Annotated in this window: 19 protein-coding genes; 8 read left to right on the plus strand and 11 right to left on the minus strand. The window is 57.5% G+C overall.

Annotation, left to right across the window (positions count from 1 at the left end; all coding sequences use genetic code 11):
• Positions 1–85 precede the first annotated feature (85 nt).
• The 3 genes from IEW09_RS05885 (at position 86) to dinB (ending at position 2689) form a co-directional block, all read left to right on the plus strand.
• Positions 86–391, plus strand: coding sequence for a PadR family transcriptional regulator (locus tag IEW09_RS05885; protein ID WP_188553282.1), 306 nt, complete (start codon positions 86–88; stop codon positions 389–391).
• Entirely contained in the window at positions 388–1344 is a 957-nt protein-coding gene (locus tag IEW09_RS05890) for a hypothetical protein (RefSeq protein WP_188553283.1), read from the plus strand. Before IEW09_RS05885 ends, IEW09_RS05890 begins: the two co-directional genes overlap by 4 nt.
• Positions 1345–1615: 271 nt before the next feature.
• Entirely contained in the window at positions 1616–2689 is a 1074-nt protein-coding gene (gene dinB, locus IEW09_RS05895; protein ID WP_188553284.1) for a DNA polymerase IV, read from the plus strand.
• A gap of 27 nt (positions 2690–2716) precedes the next feature.
• Here dinB and IEW09_RS05900 read toward each other — a convergent pair whose 3' ends face one another.
• The 5 genes from IEW09_RS05900 to IEW09_RS05920 form a co-directional block, all read right to left on the minus strand.
• Positions 2717–3703 (minus strand): zinc-dependent alcohol dehydrogenase family protein, encoded by a 987-nt coding sequence (locus tag IEW09_RS05900; protein ID WP_188553285.1) that lies wholly within the window; start codon positions 3701–3703, stop codon positions 2717–2719.
• Positions 3700–5094, minus strand: coding sequence for an FAD-dependent oxidoreductase (locus tag IEW09_RS05905; RefSeq protein WP_188553286.1), 1395 nt, complete (start codon positions 5092–5094; stop codon positions 3700–3702). Before IEW09_RS05905 ends, IEW09_RS05900 begins: the two co-directional genes overlap by 4 nt.
• A gap of 175 nt (positions 5095–5269) precedes the next feature.
• Positions 5270–5857, minus strand: a complete 588-nt coding sequence (gene msrB / locus IEW09_RS05910) for a peptide-methionine (R)-S-oxide reductase MsrB (RefSeq protein ID WP_188553287.1) — start codon at positions 5855–5857, stop codon at positions 5270–5272.
• Between the two features lie 23 nt (positions 5858–5880).
• The gene (locus tag IEW09_RS05915; protein WP_188553288.1) at positions 5881–6966 is read right to left on the minus strand and encodes a thioredoxin family protein; all 1086 of its coding nucleotides are present in this window, start codon (positions 6964–6966) and stop codon (positions 5881–5883) included.
• Between the two features lie 142 nt (positions 6967–7108).
• The gene (locus IEW09_RS05920; RefSeq protein WP_188553289.1) at positions 7109–8506 is read right to left on the minus strand and encodes a sensor histidine kinase; all 1398 of its coding nucleotides are present in this window, start codon (positions 8504–8506) and stop codon (positions 7109–7111) included.
• A 369-nt stretch (positions 8507–8875) separates the two neighbouring features.
• On the opposite strand from IEW09_RS05920, the gene IEW09_RS05925 reads away from it, so the two are divergent.
• On the plus strand, positions 8876–10864 hold the full coding sequence (locus IEW09_RS05925) for a peptidylprolyl isomerase (RefSeq protein ID WP_188553290.1): 1989 nt from the start codon (positions 8876–8878) through the stop codon (positions 10862–10864).
• Between the two features lie 101 nt (positions 10865–10965).
• On the opposite strand, the gene IEW09_RS05930 is transcribed toward IEW09_RS05925, so the two are convergent.
• From IEW09_RS05930 to IEW09_RS05950, 5 genes are all read right to left on the minus strand, one after another.
• Positions 10966–11286, minus strand: coding sequence for an Hpt domain-containing protein (locus tag IEW09_RS05930; RefSeq protein WP_188553291.1), 321 nt, complete (start codon positions 11284–11286; stop codon positions 10966–10968).
• 29 nt (positions 11287–11315) lie between these two features.
• Positions 11316–11702, minus strand: a complete 387-nt coding sequence (locus tag IEW09_RS05935; RefSeq protein ID WP_188553292.1) for a response regulator — start codon at positions 11700–11702, stop codon at positions 11316–11318.
• A 70-nt stretch (positions 11703–11772) separates the two neighbouring features.
• Positions 11773–13440, minus strand: coding sequence for an ATP-binding response regulator (locus tag IEW09_RS05940; protein WP_229739136.1), 1668 nt, complete (start codon positions 13438–13440; stop codon positions 11773–11775).
• Positions 13441–13626: 186 nt separating this feature from the next.
• Positions 13627–14694, minus strand: coding sequence for a 1,9-bis(guanidino)-5-aza-nonane synthase (locus IEW09_RS05945; protein ID WP_188553294.1), 1068 nt, complete (start codon positions 14692–14694; stop codon positions 13627–13629).
• Positions 14582–15496, minus strand: coding sequence for a hypothetical protein (locus IEW09_RS05950; RefSeq protein ID WP_188553295.1), 915 nt, complete (start codon positions 15494–15496; stop codon positions 14582–14584). Before IEW09_RS05950 ends, IEW09_RS05945 begins: the two co-directional genes overlap by 113 nt.
• A gap of 327 nt (positions 15497–15823) precedes the next feature.
• Here IEW09_RS05950 and IEW09_RS05955 point away from each other — a divergent pair, with 327 nt between their 5' ends.
• The 4 genes from IEW09_RS05955 to IEW09_RS05970 all read left to right on the plus strand — a co-directional run bounded on the left by IEW09_RS05955 (position 15824) and on the right by IEW09_RS05970 (position 19970).
• Positions 15824–16942 (plus strand): NHL repeat-containing protein, encoded by a 1119-nt coding sequence (locus IEW09_RS05955; RefSeq protein WP_229739137.1) that lies wholly within the window; start codon positions 15824–15826, stop codon positions 16940–16942.
• Between the two features lie 100 nt (positions 16943–17042).
• Positions 17043–18347: a nicotinate phosphoribosyltransferase gene (gene pncB, locus IEW09_RS05960; RefSeq protein WP_188553296.1), complete on the plus strand. Its 1305-nt coding sequence runs from the start codon at positions 17043–17045 to the stop codon at positions 18345–18347.
• Between the two features lie 152 nt (positions 18348–18499).
• Positions 18500–19432: a phospholipase C/P1 nuclease family protein gene (locus IEW09_RS05965; RefSeq protein WP_188553297.1), complete on the plus strand. Its 933-nt coding sequence runs from the start codon at positions 18500–18502 to the stop codon at positions 19430–19432.
• 55 nt (positions 19433–19487) lie between these two features.
• Positions 19488–19970 carry an ester cyclase gene (locus IEW09_RS05970; RefSeq protein WP_188553298.1) on the plus strand — a complete coding sequence of 161 codons (483 nt, stop codon included), beginning with the start codon at positions 19488–19490 and terminating at the stop codon, positions 19968–19970.
• 130 nt (positions 19971–20100) lie between these two features.
• Here the strand turns inward: IEW09_RS05970 and IEW09_RS05975 are convergent, their stop codons facing one another.
• Positions 20101–20925, minus strand: a complete 825-nt coding sequence (locus tag IEW09_RS05975) for an alpha/beta fold hydrolase (protein WP_188553299.1) — start codon at positions 20923–20925, stop codon at positions 20101–20103.
• Between the last annotated feature and the right edge of the window lie 433 nt (positions 20926–21358).

Genomic DNA, 21358 nt, shown 5'->3' on the forward strand with positions numbered 1-21358 from the left:
GCTGCTCGACGAAACAGACGCTATTGACAATATGGCGTTCTTGTCTCACTATTACGTCATACGTAGTACGTGAGGCGTAGCAAGCATGACGAAGACAGAACATTTTTCCGATCCACCTTTGCTCGTCCTCGCCAGTCTGGCAGATGGGCCGAAGCATGGATACGCCATGATCGACGAGATCGAGCAATTGAGCGGCGCGCGCCTTGGCCCCGGTACGCTCTATGGCGCAATTACCCGACTGGAGCAGCAGGGGCTCATCGAGCCGCTCGTCGTTGAAGAGCGTCGCCAGCCTTATCGGTTAACGGCAGCCGGTCGGCGCGCGCTTCGCGCCAGGTTGTTGGCGATGCGTCAGGTAGCGCTCGCGGGCCTGCGCAAACTGGAGGCCAAATGACCTCGAGCACTGCAGCACGCCTGGTTCGCTTCTATCCGCGGCGGTGGCGAACGCGTTATGGGCAAGAGTTTGCCGCTTTACTTGAACAGCATCCAATTTCTTTCAAGATCGTTACGAATGTTCTTTGGTCAGCAGGGGAGGCGCACATGCAAGCTGCAATGTCGCAAGAACGCAATCAAGGCAATGTGGTTGGATCAGTCTGGTCTGCATGGATGATAGCGGTTATCGCCGGTCTCATCCTCTACGGAATGGTTGACGACTCTCCACTTCTGGCTGCCATGGGCCAGAGTTCGATACTCGCAGCCAGTTGGAAGATGATTCAGGCCGGCTGCGTACTCGCAGTTTCCGCTCTAGTGGTTGCTGGTTTACCGCTCGCGTGGTCCATAGGCTTGAATGCAATCCGCAAACGGCGACGCAGTATCTATCTGCAGTTGGCGGTTCCTCTGATCTCGATCACGGTGTTCATCGCCTGGATAGCCGCAGTGCTCGCCTTTACGAATGGGCATTGGGCGGCATCGCCATGGGCTGTAGCTTTCTCCCGTCCAGACTGGCCCTCATACTCTGTTCGTTGGATCACCGGGGCGATAAGCGCAGCCCTGCTGATACTCTGTTGTTCCGCAAGTGCAGCCAGTATTTCGCAGCTCATTCGCGGTGACCAATTTCCCGAGCTGCATCTCGCACTTCCCGGCATCGATGTGAAGCTGCATCCGCTATCGTTTGCCGCAGCGCTATCGCCATTGGCGGCAGCGGGAATCTTCGTGATGTTGATGGGCGTTGTTGTCTGGGGCTATAGCGCAATCCATCTGTCGGCCCTGGCCTTTCACAACTCCAGAGGCCCACTCGGCCTGTCTGGAGTGGCTTCCTGGATTCTCAGCACAATCATTCTTGGTCTTGCTGCGGCCATCTCCGCACCGGCAGCATGGCGCAGTTGGGCACATACAACGGACCATTAGCGCGCCATTTTATTCGTGACCAAGCCTCGCAATGGATTGATGGCAACTGCCGAATAGCCCATCGAGTCAAGCGCAATAGCCTTGGCGAAGGTAAGGCGAATATGACACAATGACTGCGAGGCAAGGCGCAGAATGCGGAGACGCGAAAGGGAAGCGGCACTCGAGCGTTGGTTCGGTGTTGACGAGAGATTATCTCGTGCCACAGAGATACCTCTGCCGCAAGCGCTTGCGGAGGCATTTTTAAAACACTCCCGATCATGCGGGTCATGCAATGCCTGATCGCGATCCTGCGTATGAGCCGGATATCGCTGCATTGGGCAAGCGCAAGATCGTCCACGTCGACATGGATGCGTTCTATGCCTCGGTGGAACAGCGGGACGATCCATCTCTTCGTGGCCGACCTGTAGTCGTCGCCTGGAAAGGGAAGCGTTCGGTAGTTTGTGCAGCCTCGTATGAGGCCCGCCGCTTCGGCGTGCGCTCGGCCATGCCTGCTGTAAGCGCCGAACGCCTATGTCCGCAGGCGATCTTCGTGCCTCCCGATTTCGTGCGCTATAAGGCGGTGTCGCAGGCGGTGCGCGCGATCTTCGAGCGGCACACCGATCTCATTGAGCCGTTATCGCTCGACGAGGCATACCTCGATGTCACGGAGAATAAGACAGGTCTGCCAACCGCAACGCTCGTTGCCAAAACCATTCGGCAACAGATCTATGAAGAGCTGAACCTTACTGCTTCAGCGGGAGTGGCCCCCAATAAATTTCTAGCCAAGATTGCCTCCGACTGGCGAAAGCCGAATGGCCTCTTTGTCATTCAGCCCCACGAAGTTCAGCAGTTTCTTCTAACCCTTCCCGTCGGCCGCATTCCCGGCGTGGGCAAGGTGACAGAGGCTCGCATGGCAGAGACAGGCATCAAGCTTGTGGGCGATATCTATGCGATGGGGCTCGCCGCTCTGGCATATCACTTTGGGAGCTACGGCCAGCGGCTCTACGAACTGGCACGCGGCATCGACCATAATCCCGTGGTATCCAATCGCGTGAGCAAGCAGATCTCAGCCGAAGATACCTTTCCCGACGACATCCCGCTAACGGAGTGCGAGATACACATCCGCCGTCTGGCGGAAAAAATCTGGCTTGCCTCAAAAAGCAATGCCCGGCAGGGTCGAACGGTTGTGCTCAAGCTGAAGACGAAGGAGTTCAGCTCGTTGACGCGAAGCATGACGCCGAACGAACCGATCGCTACCTGCGAGGCTTTGACCGGCATCGCCCTTAGCCTTTGCGAGCGAATCGATCTTCCCCCGCAACAACTCTATCGCCTTGTCGGCGTAGGGCTCAGCAACTTCAAAGGCTGAGATGGCCCCCAGAAAGGGAAGAGGCAACTACAGAGGCTCAACAGTGACCTTTCCCAAAGATCCAGCCTCTATAAGACGAAAAGCGCCATCGAGATCTTCCATCGCAAAGGTTCTTTCACTCAACAACGGCTTGAGCTTTCCTTCGTCGGCAAGCTTGGCGGCCATGCTCAGTATCTCTCCGTGATGTGCCCTGAAATCGCCCGTAAGCAAAGGCAATAGAGTGAACACACCAGAGTAGGTCGCACCTCGAAATGAGAGCGGCGCCAGCGAGTGAGATCCCCATCCCAGGCAACTGAGTGCATGTCCCGTATATCGCTTGACCGCGGCGAGTGAGGCATCCAGTGTTGCTCCTCCAACCGTGTCGTACACGATGTCGAATCCCTTTCCCTTCGTTGACGTAGCAACATACTCTTCGACCGAAGAAGAGCGATAGTCGATGGGGACAGCGCCGAAGTCTTCCGCGATCTTTCTCTTATCGTTCGAGACCGTAGTAAAGACCTTGGCTCCATAGGCCACAGCAATCTGAACTGCGACATGGCCGACGCCTCCAGCACCGGCGTGAATGAGTATCGTCTGATTCTCGTGCACCTTTGCATGGTCTACGAGCCCCTCCCATGCGGTAATGGTGCTCAAAGGAAGTGCTGCTGCCTGACGCATCGAGAGGGCCTTCGGCTTATGAGCGAGCAGATCGGCGTCGACGATAATCTTCTGAGCAAGAGTGCCCTGCAGACCTCCAACGCCACCGACCAGGCCATACACCTCATCTCCCGGCTTAAAGGTCGTCACTGCGGATCCCGTGTCTTCAACTATCCCCGCCATATCCAATCCGAGCACGGCGGGCAGCGGTTGCCGAGCATGTTCAGCCTTGCCTGCACGGATCTTTGTATCGAGCGGGTTCAGCCCTGCGGCAGCGATTCTCACTAGAACCTGAGTTGCCTCGAGAGGCTGGTGATCTAACTGAATGGTGTGAAACTCACCGCCGGCTTCTTCAACTGACCATGCCTTATAGCTCATCCCTTGCTCCTCTTGACGGCCGAAAAGAGAACGTTCAGCCCCTCGGACATAGTGGGATGCGAGATAACAGCATCCCGCAGAACGGTGTAGTTCGCATTGGCCTGAATGGCCATTTGCACCACGGTCATCACCTCGCCTGCTTCTGCTCCAATCATGGCGAAGCCCAGGATGCGACCATCGGCAGGGGATAGTAAGGCCTTCATAAAGCCGCTGGTCTCGCCGATCGTTCTGGTGCGAAGGACCGAGGCCATTGGCACTCGCGCCACCTCAACGGGAATCCCCTTATTCTTTGCTTCATTCTCCGAGAGGCCAACGCGTGCGACCTGCGGATCGGTAAACAGACACGAGGGCATCAGGCGGTCCCGCGTGGATCGATTGCCACCGGCAAGATTGTCGCGAATGATGCGAAAGTCGTCGAGAGAAGCGTGCGTGAACTGCGGGCTACCGGCACACTCACCGATCGCCCATACATTCGCCGCTGTTGTTTCAAGACGATCGTTGACCTGTATCCAACCCTTTGGAGTGAGCTTGACTCCGGCGAGTTCAAGGCCGATCCCCGAGGTGTTCGGAACGCGACCGGCGGCAGCCAGAATGTGACTTCCATTGATCTCTTTCTCACCCTGTGGCGTCTTCACTGCAAGGCTCACCTGTTTGCCCGAGTGTCCTTTGACCTGAGTAATCTCGACCGATGTAAGAATGTCGATGCCCTCAGAGATGAGGATTCTCTGCAACTCTTCTGCAATATCTGCGTCCTGGTCGGGAATGAGCTGGGCAGCGCGTTGCAGGATGGTGACCTTGCTGCCGAAGCGGCGATAAGCCTGCGCAAATTCCAGACCGACGTAGCCGCCGCCAATGACAATAAGGTGTTCCGGCAGACGATCGAGTTCAAGGATCTCGATGTGCGTCATCGGCGAGGACTCCTGCAGGCCCGGAACAGGAGGAATCGCTGCGTGCGTGCCGAGGTTAAGGAAGATGCGTTCCGCAGCGATCGTCCTTTGACCTCCATCGTTGAGTCGTACCGCAATCGTCTTCGGCTCTACAAAGGTGGCCTCACCCATAACCAGTTCAGCGCCGGTAGACTTGTACTTGTTCACATGGATCGCAACCAGTGCCTCCACCATCTCCCGCTTTCGCCGTCGCACGCCCTCCATATCAATCGAGACCGGGCCGGTTATCGTGCCGAAATTCCGCGCATGGTGTGCGAGATCGGCGACCTTGGCGCTCCATATCTCGTTCTTCGCAGGAAGACAATTGATGTTGGGGCAAGAACCGCCGATCCATCTTCGCTCGAGAACCATCGTCGGCTCGCCGGACTGGGCCAGATGCCACGCAAGATACTTTCCACCCTCACCGCTTCCAATAATCACGTTCCGGCAAAACTCAGAGCTCATACATCCCTTTCCAGGATCGATTACGCCAATATATTGAATTGATTACAGAAGATGATTTCGATTCATCTTATAGGGAAGTAGTTACACACATCTTAGAAATATACGGCTCGTACCGACACCGTGCCGTATGCATCGTTAATTCCGTAGATATGCGAAAGAAAACCGACCCAAAATCTTAGGCTTTGATAAATCGAAGCGACAAAGAGTTCATGCAGTAGCGAAGTCCTGTCGGCTTTGGGCCATCGTCGAATACATGCCCTAAATGCGAATCGCACAACCGGCACGAGACCGCCGTGCGAGCCATGCCGAGCGAAAGGTCCGTGCTCTCGCGAACATTTTCCTTTGCAATCGGCTGCCAGAAGCTCGGCCATCCTGTCCCCGACTCAAACTTGGTATCGGAGCTGAAGAGCGCGGTGTTGCAGCAGATGCAGCGGTAGAGTCCCTTGTCGTGATTGTTCCAATACTGTCCGCTGAACGCTCGCTCCGTGCCGGCGCGGCGTGTCACCTCAAACGAATCAGGAGATAACAGTTGCTTCCATTCCGCATCGGTCTTGACGACCATCGGCTCGGTGACAACATCCTCTCGCTGCCCCGAATCGGAGAACTGCACAATCTTGACCTCTTTCGGCGTTGCGCTTTTGGCCTCGACCCTTGCAGTGTTATCTCGAAAGCTGAATGCGGCGACCGCGGCAGCAGCGCTACCGGCAAGAACAAAAGCACGACGCGTCAAAATGCCCGGCTCATCCATTCGCTTGTTTGTCATGGGTGCCTCCTGTTCGCTCTGCATCATCCAAAGGTGAAAGAAAATGCCTGCACCCCTGGATCTTCAAACTCAATGGTGAAGACATGATCGGCGACGGCTCCTCTTTGCCTCACCAGCTGATACAAGCGATGCTCTTTGACAACGCCGTTGCCCTGTGCGTCCGTATCGACACCATGATTCTCTCCGGGCGCATGACCGTCAATGGTCACCCGGAAGCGAACCGGCTTGCCGTCGGCCGTCGGGCCGAGCACAAGATGCAGATCGCGCGCATGAAAATGAAAGACGATCTTTCCGCCAGCCGATTTAAGCACGGCAATCTGCTTTTGATCCACCCACTGACCGGCAAGCCCCCACTCATTCAATCCAGGGTTGGCGGGCGCTGTGTAGGACTTTTCGGCATCCTGCTTGATGCCGCCCGGTGACGCGAAGTGGTCGGCACGAGCGTAGCCGATGTATGTCTCCGGCGATCGCACGTCATTCATGTCCGCAGCAGCTTCCACTCCTTGCGCATGGACGCTGACATCTCCGCCAGCCATCGGTTTTCCGGATCGCTCCTGCAAGAGCTGTTGAATCCAATGTTCTGACTGATCATAGTTTCCTTCGCCGAAGTGCTCGAAGCGTACCTTTCCTTTAGCGTCGATGAAGTAGTGAGCAGGCCAGTACTCGTTGTGGAACGCGTTCCAGATCTTGTAGTTGCTATCGAGCGCCACGGGATACGTGATGCCAAGCTTCTGAACAGCCTTCTGCACATTCGGCAACTGTTTCTCAAAGTCGAACTCCGGCGTATGCACGCCGATCACAACAAGGCCGCTATCTTTGTACTTGTTCGCCCACGCCTGTATGTATGGCAGAGAGCGCAGGCAGTTGATGCAGGAATAGGTCCAGAAGTCGACGAGGACAACCTTTCCTTTAAGCTCCTTCGCGGTCAGCGGCTTGGAGTTGATCCAGGCGGTCGCACCAGTCAAACCATAGAGCGGCGAGCTTCCGACGATGCTTGGCGGCTCCTGGGCTTCTGCTCTTGTCTGACCGGCAATCATGGTCCAGCAGGCGATAGCAATAAGTGCCAGCACATGCAACATCGGTCTACGCCATTTGAAAGCTGTATTCATCGTGGCTTCGATCCCCCTGGGGTCGAGTAACAACTAATCCTTAGACGCTCACAGGCTCGGCGAGTTACAGAGTTTTCGCAGCGCCCGTTTCTACGGATCAATCTGCTCTTAGATCAAATCCAAATCATCGGCGCCGGCGTATTTAAGCTTCACTTGCAATGGGCAGCTTGACCCGAAAATCAGTCAGTCCGGGCTGTGATTCGAATTCGATCGCACCGTCGTTATGAAGAACCAGGCGTCTCACGATATCAAGCCCAAGGCCGTTTCCTTGCCCCATCGGTTTGGTTGAAAAGAACGGATCGAAGATCCGATCACGAATACCCTCCGCAATGCCGGGGCCGTCATCGCGGATTTGCACCACGACACCCCGGCTCTCACGAAACGCGCTCACCTCGACCCGGCCGTCGTTCCCCACAGCGTCCAGAGCGTTGTCGATCAGATTTCCCCATACCTGGTTCAGCTCTCCGGCAAAGCCACGCGCCTTCGGCAGCTCCGCCTCGAGATTCAAAGTCACCGCCACGGACTTCTCGCGCGCCTTCGATTTCAGCACTGTTACTGTGTGATCGAGCGATGTGCCTAAATCTACCGGCTCGGCTACATTCGCCTGATCCATGTGCGTAAACCCTTTGATCGCTGTCACCAGGCTCGAGATGCACATGGAAGAGTCCTGAATCCGCGAGGTGAGGCTTTTTACCGCACAACCGGCGGCGGCCCATCGCAGCGCTGCATTCAACGACGGCCGCTCGATTGCCGCAGCAAGGCAATTCAACGCCTCGAAGGTCACCTCGGTATCGGCCAGCTTCTCGGTGTTGGCAGTATCCAGTCCATGGCTGCTAAGCCACTCCGAAATCGCCTCTTCGCGATCCAGCCGCTCCAGCGGAGACAGTGGTCCGCGCTTCGACTTCTCCATGCACGACGCACGCACAGCATCGACAGCAGCGATCTGGGCATCGCTCAGTGTTGCCGATGCCAGGTCTCGCGTTGCACTCTGAACCTCCTCAAGCCGGTCCTCGAGCATCGCCGCGCAACGTTCAATCGCCGAGGCAGGATTGTTCAGCTCATGCGCCAGACCCGCCGAAAGCTTACCGAGCGACATCATCTTTTCGTTTTGCAGCTCGCTTGAGGTAAACAGCCGGGCGCGGTCCAGCATGACATGCACCAGAATCGTACAGATCTCGCTGCACTCCCGAATCATCTCTCCAATAAACTCACGAGGAACTGCAAAGATCTCCACCGGCGCCAGTGCAATCACATTTCCCGGAGCAGCCGCAAGGCGCGAGTACGGCAGGATGCCGGTAATGCCTCCGTCGCGCCACTCCATAATCTTGATCGGCCCGGCACCGCGATCGACAAAGAGAGCCAGATGCCCTGAAAGGATGATGTAAAGGGACTCCACTTGGCGGCCCTTTGCGCTCAGGATCTCTTCCGTATTCAGCCTTCGGAGCGAACCGTGCGCCACCAGCCACTCCAGCTCGGTTCGAGGTACGCTGGCCAGGGCTCGGTGTTCCGCCAGCCGATCGATAAGGTCTCTTGCTATCACAGGGGTGGCATCTCCCAATCAGGGGCAGGATGATTGCCTACAACATATCAGAGAGAGATAGATTTTGCCCTCTGTTCTTTGATGAAGCACCTGCCAAAACTCGATTGAGAACAAAGAGATAGCACGCCTACCCTTCGCTAAGGGTGCTTTAGCCCGGTTCCGGCTCCGACAGAAGGTGAGCTTTAAAGTACCCGGCTCGGCAGTCCGGTGAATTCGGTCCCTAACTGATTTATACTTGTTGCTTGCCCTGCAAATAGCGTGGTGCGCGTCGACAGACTCGCAACTATGCTGCGCAAAATCCCGGGCACGCGGTCGCCATCCTTAATAAGGAGGGCGGAAAAACGCCGAAGTGAAGGTCTTTCATCCAGCATGATTCGCATTCTGCAGCAGGACAACCGACTCATCAAGATTATCTTTGCCGTCATTATTACCGTGGCATGCGTCACCATGGTGATTACGCTGGTCCCGGGCATCTTCGACAATACTGACAGCGCCGGGCCGAACGGCACCTATGCGACGGTTCACGGTCCTGGCATCCTGAGCAGATTCGTTGGCGAGAGCATTCCCGTCAAGGAAACCGATGTCGAAGAGCTTGCACAGCGTCAATTGCAGCAACAGCACCTGCCGGATTTCCTCATGCCTTATATGACGCAGCGCGCCGGACAGGTTCTGGTGCAGCGCGCCATTCTGAAGCGCGAGGCCGATAACATGAAGCTGCAGGTCAGCGATGAAGATCTTCGCCGCGAGTTGCAGACCGGACCTTTTGCACAGTACCTCTTCCCGAACGGACAGTACATCGGCGACGACGGCTACATGAACTTCGTACAGAGCAACTTCCAGACCAGCCGCAGCGACTTCGAATCAAAGGTCAAAAGCGACATGGAACTCACTCGCCTGCAGGCCCTGGTCACCGGTGGCGTAACCGTCTCCGATGCGGCGGTCCGCGAGGCTTATCGCGTCGAAGGAACCAAGGTCAAGTTCGACTATGCAGTGATCTCAGCCGACGACCTGACCAAGACCATCAACCCGAGCGACGCAGAGTTGCAGGCCTTCTTCAAGACGAACGCGGCCCGTTATGCCACTGCGATTCCAGAGACGCGCAAGATCGAATACATCGCCTTCGATGCATCGAACCTGCCCGGCGGCAAGCCGCAGATCAGCGATGCCGAGGTGCAGGCTTACTACAACGCGCATCAGGACGAGTACAAGGTTCAGGATCAGGTCAAGGTTCGCCACATCCTGATCGCCGTCCCTCAGGGTGCTGATGCCAAGACCGACGCGGCAGCCAAGACCAAGGCCGATGACCTGCTGAAGCAGATCAAGAGCGGCGGCAACTTCGCCGATCTCGCCAAGAAGAACTCCGACGACCCGGGCAGCAAGGACCAGGGCGGCGAGCTCGGTTGGCTCGATCGCGGCAAGACCGTTCCTGAGTTCGATAAGACGGCGTTCTCGTTGAATCCCGGACAGACCTCGGACGTGATCAAGACGCAGTTCGGTTATCACATCCTTCAGGTTGAGGATAAGAAGACCGCCCACGAGCGTCCGCTCGCAGAGGTCAAGCCTGAGATCGTTCCCGTGCTCGAGCAGCAGAAAGCTGGCGCTGCCGAACAGAACTTCGCCTCGCAACTGGCAAACGATGCCAAGGCGAATGGCATGGACAAGGCTGCGGCTGCAAAGGGTCTGCATGTCGTCACGACCGACTACATCTCGAAGGACGGTGTTGTTGCCGGTCTCACTGACGGCTCCGCTTTGCTGGCACAGGCGTTTTCGGCTGCTAAGGGAGCAGCTCCGGCGGCAGTTTCCACCGGTAACGGCTTCGCCGTCTTCCAAGTGCAGGACATCAAGGCTGCTCACGCTCCTGACTTTGCGGACTACAAGTCGCACATCCTCGACGACTACCGCGAGCAGCAGTTGCCTCAGCTCATGACCACGCAACTCGCCAAGCTCGACGATCGCGCAAAGGTCTTGAACGATCTGAAGAAGGCCGCTACCGAGATGAATATCCCGGTCAAGTCCAGCGACTTTGTCGGCAAGGACGGTCAGGTTCCCGATCTGGGCGCGATGAGCGGCCCGGGCGCAGTGGCCTTCTCGCTCGCCAAGGGAGCGGTTTCAGGCCCCATCAATGCCGGCCGCGTTGGCGTGGTGCTCACAGTGCTCGACAAGCAGGAGCCGACCGCAGACGATATTGCCAAGAACTTTGACAAGACTCGTGCGCAGTTGCTGGGAGAGCGTCAGGATGAGATCTTCCGCGTCTACATGGGCAACCTGATGGAGAAGTACGAGAAGGGCGGAGCAATCCGCTACTCGAAGCAGCCTTCCACACCGGGCGCACCCGGTTCCACTCCGGCAGGCAGCTAAATCCATCGTAGTTTTTGTTTATAGAGGGAGCCCGGTCGATGACCGGGCTCTTTTTTTTGACAATTTGTCAAACTTTTTCTCCGCCAATAGATAAAGATCAACTATTCAAGCTGGAGAGCCCGTCGTAATTGAACAACTAACCCCGCCACCTTACTTGATCGCTCCAAAGTAGGATTTTCAAGAACCTGTTCGAGCTGCTGAGCGACCTCTGTGCCTTCTGTATAGCCAAACATCCCTAAAGAGCCCGCAAACTTATGGGTAATCTCAAGTGCTTCGGCTTGCAAATCTTCAGTAAGCTTTCCCGACGCCGCTGCTGTTGCTGCGCGATCGAGGACTTCAAGGCGCTCCCGCACCTGGGGCAAACCGCGTTCCCACAGGCTCATCAACAGCGCATTGATCTCAGGGGCATCTTTTGGAGTCATGAGCAGAATCGGTGAATCGGGCTATGCGACTAGATGGGCAGATCTTCTTTCCACCCCAGTGCGTCGGAGATCTGGCGGGCCAGCGTGAGCGGATCAAAGGGCTTGAAGAGAACTGCGGCCACACCAAGACTGGCAAAGCGGCGTTGATCGACTCCCTGAACCTTGGCAGTTAGAAGAATCACAGGAATGTGTGCGACCTGCGGATTCTGCTGCATATTGCGGAAGGTGGTGGGTCCATCCACTCCCGGCATCATCACATCCATCAGGACGGCGTCGGGCTGTTCTTTGGTTGCGACGGCAATGCCCTCGATGCCGGAGCCAGCGGTGAAGACGGTCCAGCCTGCGGTGGCCTCAAGCGCAAGGGCGGCAACTTCGCGGATATCCTCTTCATCGTCAATGATTAAAACACTTCTCATGAGCGAGCTTATTCTCTCATGCTCCGTCGAAGTGTGGAGGTGACTGTAAAGTTACTTGGCCAACCGGAGCTTAGGTTCGGCCCGCCGCCGTGAGGTCAGAGGCCCGGGAGCGAAAGCGCTGCACCATCGACACCACAAGCTCTTCCACCTCCTGCGGCTGAATCCGGGCTTTGGTAAGAAACTCGGTCGGCCCCAACCGAAGCTTTGCCATCTCGCTGTCGGAGACCTCGCGGCCAGAGTAGACGACCAGCGGCAACGAGCGGAGCGCAGGCTGCTGCCGTAGCCAGTCGACCAAGCTGAAGCCGTCTCCATCCGGAAGGGTCAGGTCGAGAATCAGCAGGTCAGGGGGAAAGTCAATGCAGTGCCGGATCGCATGCTGCCGAGTGGCGGCGTGCTCGATGTGGATCGCCGCGTTCTGGAAGCTAGCAAGAACGACGTTGGCCAGATCAAAGTCATCTTCAATGAGAAGGACGTTGGCAGGGCCATCGCCGTGGTGAAGGACGCGGCCCAACTCGCTGAAGAGCAGCTTCTCGTTGAAGGGTTTCTGCACCCAGCCCTGCGCATCGCCGGTGAACTGAGGCCGCAATGTCGGCGAAAGCACGCTGAGAACAACTACCGGGATATTTGCAGTCGCCGGAGAGTTACGCAGGTGCTGCAACGTCTCCCATCCGCTGAGACCGGGCATATAAAGATCGAGGAGGATCGCCTCTACCTGGTTTTCGGCGGCAAGGGTCAGCGTCTGCTGGCCGGAGTTGGCCTCGATGACGGTGTAGCCCTGACGCTGGAGATGTTCCGAGACGATGGTGCGAATGCCGGGATCGTCGTCGCAGATAAGGATTGTGCCGTTGCCGCTGGGAACCTCAGCGATGGCGGCTGGTTGCAGGGCCACGTCGCTCGCTCGTGTAACGCGAGGAAGCATGACATAGAACGTGGTTCCGGGGCCGAGGTTGCGCTGCGCCCAGATAGAGCCGCTATGTTGCTGGACGATGCTGCGGCAGATAGAGAGTCCGAGACCGGTGCCGCCTTTTTGGCGGGCATCGGACGGCTCGACCTGCTGGAAGCGGTCGAAGATGCTGTCGAGCTTGTCGCTCGGAATGCCACGGCCTTCGTCGGAGACCTTGAGCAGGATCGAGTCCGAGGTCGCTTCGGTATGGATGCGAATCGTGGAGGCCGGAGGAGAGAACTTAATGGCGTTCGACAGAAGATTCGTGAGCACCTGAAGAATCCGGTCGGAGTCGCCATCGAAGAAGAGGCCTTCAACAGGGTTATTCGGTCCGCTGGGCGCGACGATCAGGTCGATATGGACCGTATTGGAGTCGGCCATGGGCTTCATGGTCTCGATGGCCTGCTTGCATAGCTCGCGCATCGAGCAGCGGCGCACCTGCAAGGGAGCGCGGCCGGACTCCATGCGCTCTATGTCGAGGATGTCATTAATAAGGCGGATCAGCCGGTCGGTATTGGTGACGGCGATACGGAGCAGGTTCTGGGCCTTGGCGTCCACGTCACCGATGACGCCGGAGGAGAGCAGGCCAAGCGCTCCTCGAATGCTGGTCAGCGGAGTACGCAGCTCGTGAGAGACGGTAGAGATAAATTCGTCTTTGAGCGTGTCTAACTGGGAGCGTTCCGTGAGTTGCTGGTTGTGCTGATGTTGCTGTTCCCGGGCCTGCGTCAGTTGACCGGAGATGTCTCTGACACTGCGTCGCGAACGGAGCAGAGCGAACAGGAGAAAGCCAATCATGCCTAAGAGCAAAAGGTATCCGAGGATGGGGAGCATGTGCATTTGGCCGGTTACTATAGGGTAACTTGTTCAGCAGCGTAATGGTAACGCACTGCAGATGACTACCGGATGTACGGGAACCTGAATTGTCATCAAAAAAAGACGCCCTTCGAGAAGGGCGTCTTTTTTCAATAGCTTGAAGGTGATTTATGCGTTGACCGGCACCTGATCGAGAACCTTTGTCCATGCCTTGCCTTTGCGGGCGGCCTGCGCGTTCTTGTGGAAGGCGTAGCCGGCGATCAGAGGCAGCGCCATGGTGGCTTCGGAGTAGACCATCTGCTCGTAGGTCAGATCGACCTTGCCCCAGGAGCTGGCTTCCTTGAGAGTCGAGCCGGAGAGAGCGCCGTCACGGGCGTCGGCGACGGTGATCTGGATGGCGTACTTGTGCATCGAGGCCTCGACGCCGAGCACGTCGGCTGCGACGACGATGTCCTGGGCGAAGTTCTTGGGAACGCCGCCGCCGATCATCAGCAGGCCGGTTGTCGGGTTGGCGATCTTGAGCTGAGTGAGCTCGTAGAAGTCCTTGGCGGTGTCGATGGAGACCATCGGCTTGCCCTGGCGCGCGTGCTGGTGGGCGACGAGGCCGAAACCGGCGGAGCAGTCGGAGAAGGCCGGGCAGAAGATGGGCACGTTCTTCTCGTAGGCGGCGAGGACGATGGAGTCGCGTCCGCCGTCCTTCGGGGTCTTGCCTTCTTTGACGAGATAGGCTCCCATCTCGCGGATGAACTCGCGGGAGCTGTAGGGGCGGTGCTCGAGCGAATTGGTGATCTGGTGGATGGTCTCGTCGCAGATACGCAGCTCGTCCTCGTCGATGAAGGTGTCGTAGATGCGGTCGATGGCCATCTCGCGGAGGTCGGCGTCGCCTGCGCCGTACTTGTACTCGTCACCGGCGATGTAGTGGTTGAAGCCGAGGGCCTCGAAGAAGTCCTGATCGACGATGTTGGCTCCGGTGGAGACGATGGCATCGACCATGTTGTTGCGGACGAGGTCGATGATGACCTTCTGCAGACCGGCGGAGATGAGCGAGCCGGCGAGGCAGAGGACGACGCCGCAGTCGGTGTCGCGGAGCATCATGTCGTAGATGGAGGCGGCGCGGGCGGTGTCACGCGAGCTGTAGGCCATCGAGTTCATGGCGTCGACGAGAGCGACGACGTTGTGCTGCTTGATGTCGATGTGCTGAATGGGGCGGGCGAGAAGTTCTTTTTTCGTAGGCATGGCAGTTATTAGGATACCAAGCGGCGGTGCCGGGGGTTGGCCTGGGGATGTTAATTTCTGGTTTGGTGGTATGGGGTTTTGTGGCTGTCGTTGGAGGATGGGCTGCGTCAACGGAGAAATACAGGGGTCTCTCCGCTGCGGCTTCGCCTTGCACCCCAACGAACAAGCTCGTTGGGGACCCCGCAGTTTCGGTCGAGATGACGTGCTTTTGCGGTGGGGCGATGTCTGCGCTGGCGTTTAGGTTAGGCAGGATGGTGGGTTCGGGGGTAGTGGGTTGAGAGGTTTGTGGCGCTTCGCCCACGTCCTCAAGTGCCGGACGTGGAGCACCCGGTTGGTCGGAGGTTTGGACGGTGTTTGCGTCTTCGGACATCTCGGTGATGGGCGCGAGATCGCCGTAGCGCGGGTTGATGAGGACCTGTTCGACGGGCGGCTGGTTGTCGGATTTGGCTTTGGCTTCGTCGGGTTCGGGCAGGTTGTTGCTGACGATCTGGAGGCCGTAGAGGAGAAGGCCAGCTTGTTTCACCGGGAGGTTGTCGCAGGCTATGCGCTGCAGGACTTCGGTGACGGCGGCGAGGATGGAGCTGCGGTCTTCGAGCGGGGGCAGCTCGAACTCGGCCCAGGTGCGGCGGTGGCGTCTTTCGTCGGCGGCGCCGAGGGTGGTGTGATGGTAGTAGCAGAGGTGTTCGCCGCGGAGCGAGGGGCTGCCGCAACGGTGGCCGTCGATGAAGATGTGGCGGCAGCGGTAGCGTTTGGATGGATCTTGCGTGGGCTCGATGGTGGCGTCGACGGTCTGGTGTGTCATGGGGTACCCCCTCCTATACTTAAGTCCTAAAGTCTTCAAAAGAAATGGCCTAAGTCTGGACTTAGGCCGTGCGGATGGTTAAATGCGAAAGCCCGGCTTGTGGCCGGGCTTCTTGTTTGACTGTCTGAGTTAATTGTAGCAGTGGGTGTCAAGGGTTTCGGTTTTGGGGAAGCAGTTTGAAGGTGGCTGATGGGGAAGGCGAAGTGACATTTTTTAGACAATTCCATGACAACAGCAACTCGCAAAAAGGCCTATATTCGCGGCCTCGGAGTGTTGACGCGCAGTTCTGTGCGCTGAATTGTGTGTACAGCCGCCAGGAGGATGAACATGGAACTAAAACAGCGTTTCTCGGTTCGGGGCCGTGTACTCGGTCTACTGGTATTGATTATGACCAGTGCGGATATCTTCGCGCGTGCTGCCGATCCTTCGTTTATCGGTCCTCTCAATACTGTTACGACGCTGAGCACCACCATACCGGCGAATGGCGATGTCAATCCTTATGGGGTCGCTCTCGTTCGGGAGAGCAAAGGGCGGCTGGTCGAGGGTGCGTTCCTGATCAGCAACTTCAATAATTCGGGGAACTTCCAGGGAACAGGCACGACGATCGTGCAGGTTACTCCCAAGGGGGCGTTTAGTCTCTTTGCGCAGATCGATGCGGATAAAGTCGCCTGTCCTGGAGGGATAGGGCTGACGACGGCGCTGGTGGCTCTGCGGAGCGGCTTTGTGGTGGTTGGCAGTCTGCCGACTGTGGCCGGAGACGTGACGACGGCGAAGGCCGGTTGCCTGATCGTACTGGACAGTATGGGCAATGTGGTCGAGACGTTTTCGGGCCATCACATCAATGGCCCGTGGGACATGACGGCGGTGGATGGCGGCCAGCTCGCGGTATTGTTTGTGACCAATGTGTTGAATGGCACGGTAGCCGCGAACGGCGATGTGGTGAATAAGGGAACTGTTGTGCGGCTGCTGCTGGGTGCCTTCGGAGGCGGACCACCGCAGTTGCTCGATAGCACTGTGATTGCCTCCGGTTTCGCAGAGCGTACAGATCCCGCCGCGCTTGTGATTGGGCCGACGGGCGTTGCGTTTGATGATGAGACGGGAGAGCTATATGTCGCGGACAGCCTGAACAATCGGATTACGGCTATTCCCGATGCGCTGTTTCGGATGTTTCCGGAGGGGACTGGTTTTACGGTGTCTGAGGGAGGTGCTCTCAACGATCCGCTGGGGATTGCGCTGACACCGAACCATCACATTGTGGCTGCCAATGGAGATGACGGCAACCTTGTGGAGATCAATCCGAGATCGCGCAAGCAGGTTGCGGTGAAGCTTGTCGACGACACGGGAGGGCCGCCTCCGGGATCGGGTGCGCTCTTTGGCCTGTTTGTGACCGATGCCGGAGTCTATTTTGTGGATGACGCTTCGAACACATTTAACCTGCTGGACTGAATCGGTGGTGTGAGCCTTCTTCGGTTGCCTGTCGAGATGATGGATTCGAGGGGTGGCCGAAGTTTGGCTCTGGATTCGTTCAGGGGCGACAATTGGTGGCATGAATGTAAATTTTGCCGAGCGGGCGCATAACCATAACTGGAAGCTGGACCCGATTGTGCGGTCGTTGCTGGATACGGACTTTTATAAGCTGCTGATGCTGCAGTTTATCTGGAAGAATTTTCCGCAGGTGCATGTGACCAGCGAGGTGGTGAACCGGACGGTTTCGGTGAAGCTGGCCGAGAGGGTGGGTGCGGCGGCGCTGGTGGAACAGATGGAGCATGTGCGCGGGCTGCGGTTTCGCAAGAGCGAGATGGTTTGGCTGGCGGGCAATACGTTCTATGGGACGCGGAGTATTTTTGAGCCGAAGTTTCTGGAGTGGCTGGAGCGGGATTTCAAGCTGAGCGACTATGAGGTCACCGAGCATGAGGGGCAGTTGGTGCTGCGGTACAGCGGGCTTTGGACCGAGGTGACGATGTGGGAGATCTATGCGCTGGCGATTGTGAGCGAGCTGAAGACGCGGTCGGCGCTGGCGGAGCTGAGCGAGCTGGAGCTGGATGTTTTGTATGCGCGGGCGAAGACTCGGCTGTGGGACAAGATTGAGTTGCTGCGTGGGGTGGACGATCTGGAGTTGTCGGACTTTGGGACGCGGCGGCGGCATAGTTTTTTGTGGCAGGAGTATGCGGTGCAGGCGCTGGGGGCCGGGCTGGGCGATCGGCTGAAGGGGACTTCGAATACGGCGCTGGCTTATAAGCATGACCTTGAGGCGATAGGGACGAATGCGCATGAGCTGCCGATGGCGCTGGCGGCGATGGCGACGAGCGATGCGGAGTTGCGGGCTTCGCAATACAAGGTGCTGGAGCTTTGGCAGAAGAGTTATGGTGGCGCTCTGCTGGTGATGTTGCCGGATACGTTTGGGACGACTCAGTTTTTGGAGGGCGCTCCGGAGTGGGTGGCGGACTGGACGGGGCAGCGGGTGGACAGCAAGGACCCGATGGTGGCGGGGGATGAGTATATTGCGTGGCTGATGCGGCGGGGCAGGGATGCGAGGGGGAAGAGGCTGATTGCTTCGGATGCTTTGGATGCGGGCGATATTGTTCGGCTGGATGAGTATTTTCGCGGGCGGATTCGGTTCAGTGCAGGCTGGGGGACTCTGCTGACGAATGATTTTCGCGGGTGCCATCCGCGGGGGGAAGATACGCTGGAGCCGATCAGCCTGGTTTGCAAGCTGATGACGGTGGAAGGGAAGCCAGCGGTGAAATTGAGCGATAACTCGCATAAGTCGACCGGGCCTGCCGAGGAGATTGCGCGGTATCGGCGGGTGTTTGGGACGGCGGCTGTGGAGGGTGGGGTGGTGGTGGTTTGAGGATTTATGGGTGATGGTAAAAGGTGAAAATACAGGGGTCTCTCCACTCCGCTTCGCTCCGGTCGAGATGACGTGAGTTTTTGTTTGCTGCTCGATCTTGTTAGAAAGCCGCTTATGACTTGTCTGTGATTTTGCTTCGATATACTGCGGGCATGAATAAGTTTGGTGGTTGGGTTGGGGTTTTTGTGGCTGCTGCGATGGTTCCCTTGGTGACGGTGCAGCCTTCGTTTGGGTGGGGTGCGGCTGGGCACTCGATGATTAATAAGCTGGCTGCGGCGAATCTGCCGCACGATGTTCCGGCGTTTCTGCGGGATGGCGGCGCGCTGGATGCGATGTACTATCTGGGGCCTGAGCCGGACCGGTGGCGGAACCGCGCGGAGAGTGAGTTGGATGCGGAGCAGGCTCCTGACCACTTTATCGATCTGGAGCGGGCGGACATGGTGGGGACGCTGCCGAGGCGGCGGTATGACTTTATTCGTGATCTGGCGAAGGTGCAGCGGGAGCATCCGAATCTGGCGTTGACGCCGGAGAAGGTGGGGATGCAGCCGTGGCAGGTGGAAGAGGTCTACGAGAGGCTAAAAGTTGGGTTTAGGGAGTATCGCAAGCTGGTTGCAGCGAATGAGGATACGAAACCGGCTGAGCTGGCGATTGTGTTTTATGCGGCTTGGCTGGGGCATTATGTCGGCGATGGGTCGATGCCGCTGCATACGACGATTCAGTACAACGGGTGGACGGGGCCGAATCCGAATGGATATACGACGGAGCACCATATTCACTCGAAGTTCGAGAGCACGTTTGTGGGGGCGAATGTGAAGCCAGAGGATGTGGCTCCGCTGGTGGCGGCGGTGGAGACGAAGGCGCTGGGGGATGAGTGGGACGACTACATGGTTTATCTGCGGCATACGAACTCGCTGGTGGAGAGGACGTATCAGATCGATAAGGCGGGTGGGTTCGATGGCGCGGGGACTCCGGAGGGTAAGTCGTTTACGGAGGAGCGGCTGGCCGCGGGAGCGATTGAGCTGCGGGACATGATCTATACGGCTTGGTTGAGGAGTGCTGATCCGGTGGAGGAGTTTCATGGGTAGCTGACGAGAAGCCGACTTATCGATACCAATGGTGCGTGCCGGTGCAGCCAATCTCATGGGTATCTTCATCAAGAACAGGGCGGTTATACTTTTCGCTCCAGAAACCGAGAGGAAGAAAATGTCCCAGGATAATGCGAAGGTCGTTCGTGAATTCGCAGACGAAGTTATCACGAATGGAAAGATTGAAACGGCGTCTCACTATGCATGGGAAGATGTGGTTGAGCAGGTGTCACTGCCTGGTCAAGGTCCCGGGTTGGATGGTCTGAAAGACATCATCCGCGCAATGCGCACCGGCTTTCCCGATCTTGTGTTTTCCATTCAAGAGCAAATTACCGAAAACGATAAAGTCGCAAGCCGCTTTGAATGGACCGGAGTGCACAAAGGAGAATTTCTTGGCATTCCTGCAACGGGACAATCCGTGCGGGTTTGGGGGATCGTTATCGATCGCCTGGAAGATGGCCGTATCAAAGACACCCGCATCCTCATGGATACGCTCGGCCTGATGACCCAGCTCGGAGTCTTGCCTGCTAAGTCCTGAGAAACGCGCTTGTGGGAATTTAGCTAGAAGTCGACGCATTCGAGGGAAAGGTGCGTTAGGGAGATATTCGTTGCGGTGAGGTACTCGGCGAGCCGATAAAAATATCTTTGGCTCGCCGAGGGATTTGCGTTTACGACTTTATGAATGCGAGGAGGTCGGCGTTGATCTGGTCGGCGTGGGTGGTTGGCATGCCATGGGGGAAGCCCTGGTAGACCTTCAGCGTGCCGTTCTTCAGGAGCTTGGCGGCGAGCGGGCCTGCATCGGCGAATGGAACGATCTGGTCGTCTTCGCTATGCATCACCAGGACGGGAACGTTGATATGCTTGAGGTCTTCGGTGAGATCGGTCTCCGACAAGGTCTTGATGCACTCATATTGCGCCTTGATGCTGCCCATCATTCCCTGGCGCCACCAGTTGTCGATTACACCTTGCTGAACTTTCGCACCGGGACGGTTGAAGCCGTAGAAGGGGCCTTCGGGAATATCGCGATAGAACTGGGCGCGGTTGGCCATGCCGGCGCGGAAGCCGTCGAAGACCTCCATCGGCGTGCCGCCCGGATTTGTCGCCGACTTGATCATGACCGGCGTGATGGCGCTGATCAATGCTGCTTTGGCGACGCTGCCGTCGCCTCCGAACCGGGCAACGTAACGGGCGACTTCGCCGCCGCCGGTTGAGTGGCCTACATGGATCGCGTTTTTAAGCTTCAGATGCTTTACCAGGGCGGCGCTGTCGGCGGCGTAGGTGTCCATGTCGTTGGCGAGGTCGTTCTGGCTCGACCGACCATGGCCGCGACGGTCATGCGCGATGACGCGGTATCCGCGCAGGAGGAAGAAGAGCATCTGGCTGTCCCAGTCGTCTGCGCTGAGCGGCCAGCCGTGATGGAATACGATTGGCTGACCTGTTCCCCAATCCTTGTAGTAGATCTCTGTACCGTCCTTCACTGTAATGGTGCTCATGACTCACGCTCCTGTTCGGGTTGTGTGTTCTTGTTCGTTGATGGCCGGGCGCATGATTCTTTGCCTGCGCGATGACGGGTCAGTTGACGATAGCAGGGGCCGATGGAACCTGGGTTACGATCTTCGGTTCAGTCCTGAAGATGCGCTTTTTGGAAGCACGAGATGCCGACTCGCCGTTAAGAAAGGCCAGTCGTTCGATAGCGTATCAGTTTTGCGATGAATTGGTGCCGGCAGCTCGGTTAGGAGTCTGCGCGTTCGAAGGAGAGGTGCGGTGTGTGGATGATGGGGTAACTGTGATCGAGCGGTGGCGCCGGATTGATGGCAGGAAGGCGGCTCCTAAGAACCGCCCTCCTGATGGGTTCGTTTGAGCTAATGACTTTTTGGCGAGAACGATAATGTCCTCGATTCTCGGCATAGTGACTCGCATATGCCA

Origin of the sequence: Edaphobacter dinghuensis, from assembly GCF_014640335.1 — a bacterium.
Classification (GTDB): Bacteria; Acidobacteriota; Terriglobia; order Terriglobales; family Acidobacteriaceae; genus Edaphobacter; species Edaphobacter dinghuensis.

Coding starts and splice junctions, on each gene's coding strand:
- IEW09_RS05885 (WP_188553282.1), top strand. CDS start 86: ATGACGAAGACAGAACATTTTTCCGATCCACCTTTGCTCGTCCTCGCC.
- IEW09_RS05890 (WP_188553283.1), top strand. CDS start 388: ATGACCTCGAGCACTGCAGCACGCCTGGTTCGCTTCTATCCGCGGCGG.
- dinB (WP_188553284.1), top strand. CDS start 1,616: ATGCCTGATCGCGATCCTGCGTATGAGCCGGATATCGCTGCATTGGGC.
- IEW09_RS05900 (WP_188553285.1), bottom strand. CDS start 3,703: ATGAGCTATAAGGCATGGTCAGTTGAAGAAGCCGGCGGTGAGTTTCAC.
- IEW09_RS05905 (WP_188553286.1), bottom strand. CDS start 5,094: ATGAGCTCTGAGTTTTGCCGGAACGTGATTATTGGAAGCGGTGAGGGT.
- msrB (WP_188553287.1), bottom strand. CDS start 5,857: ATGACAAACAAGCGAATGGATGAGCCGGGCATTTTGACGCGTCGTGCT.
- IEW09_RS05915 (WP_188553288.1), bottom strand. CDS start 6,966: ATGAATACAGCTTTCAAATGGCGTAGACCGATGTTGCATGTGCTGGCA.
- IEW09_RS05925 (WP_188553290.1), top strand. CDS start 8,876: ATGATTCGCATTCTGCAGCAGGACAACCGACTCATCAAGATTATCTTT.
- IEW09_RS05930 (WP_188553291.1), bottom strand. CDS start 11,286: ATGACTCCAAAAGATGCCCCTGAGATCAATGCGCTGTTGATGAGCCTG.
- IEW09_RS05935 (WP_188553292.1), bottom strand. CDS start 11,702: ATGAGAAGTGTTTTAATCATTGACGATGAAGAGGATATCCGCGAAGTT.
- IEW09_RS05940 (WP_229739136.1), bottom strand. CDS start 13,440: ATGATTGGCTTTCTCCTGTTCGCTCTGCTCCGTTCGCGACGCAGTGTC.
- IEW09_RS05945 (WP_188553294.1), bottom strand. CDS start 14,694: ATGCCTACGAAAAAAGAACTTCTCGCCCGCCCCATTCAGCACATCGAC.
- IEW09_RS05950 (WP_188553295.1), bottom strand. CDS start 15,496: ATGACACACCAGACCGTCGACGCCACCATCGAGCCCACGCAAGATCCA.
- IEW09_RS05955 (WP_229739137.1), top strand. CDS start 15,824: ATGGAACTAAAACAGCGTTTCTCGGTTCGGGGCCGTGTACTCGGTCTA.
- pncB (WP_188553296.1), top strand. CDS start 17,043: ATGAATGTAAATTTTGCCGAGCGGGCGCATAACCATAACTGGAAGCTG.
- IEW09_RS05965 (WP_188553297.1), top strand. CDS start 18,500: ATGAATAAGTTTGGTGGTTGGGTTGGGGTTTTTGTGGCTGCTGCGATG.
- IEW09_RS05970 (WP_188553298.1), top strand. CDS start 19,488: ATGGGTATCTTCATCAAGAACAGGGCGGTTATACTTTTCGCTCCAGAA.
- IEW09_RS05975 (WP_188553299.1), bottom strand. CDS start 20,925: ATGAGCACCATTACAGTGAAGGACGGTACAGAGATCTACTACAAGGAT.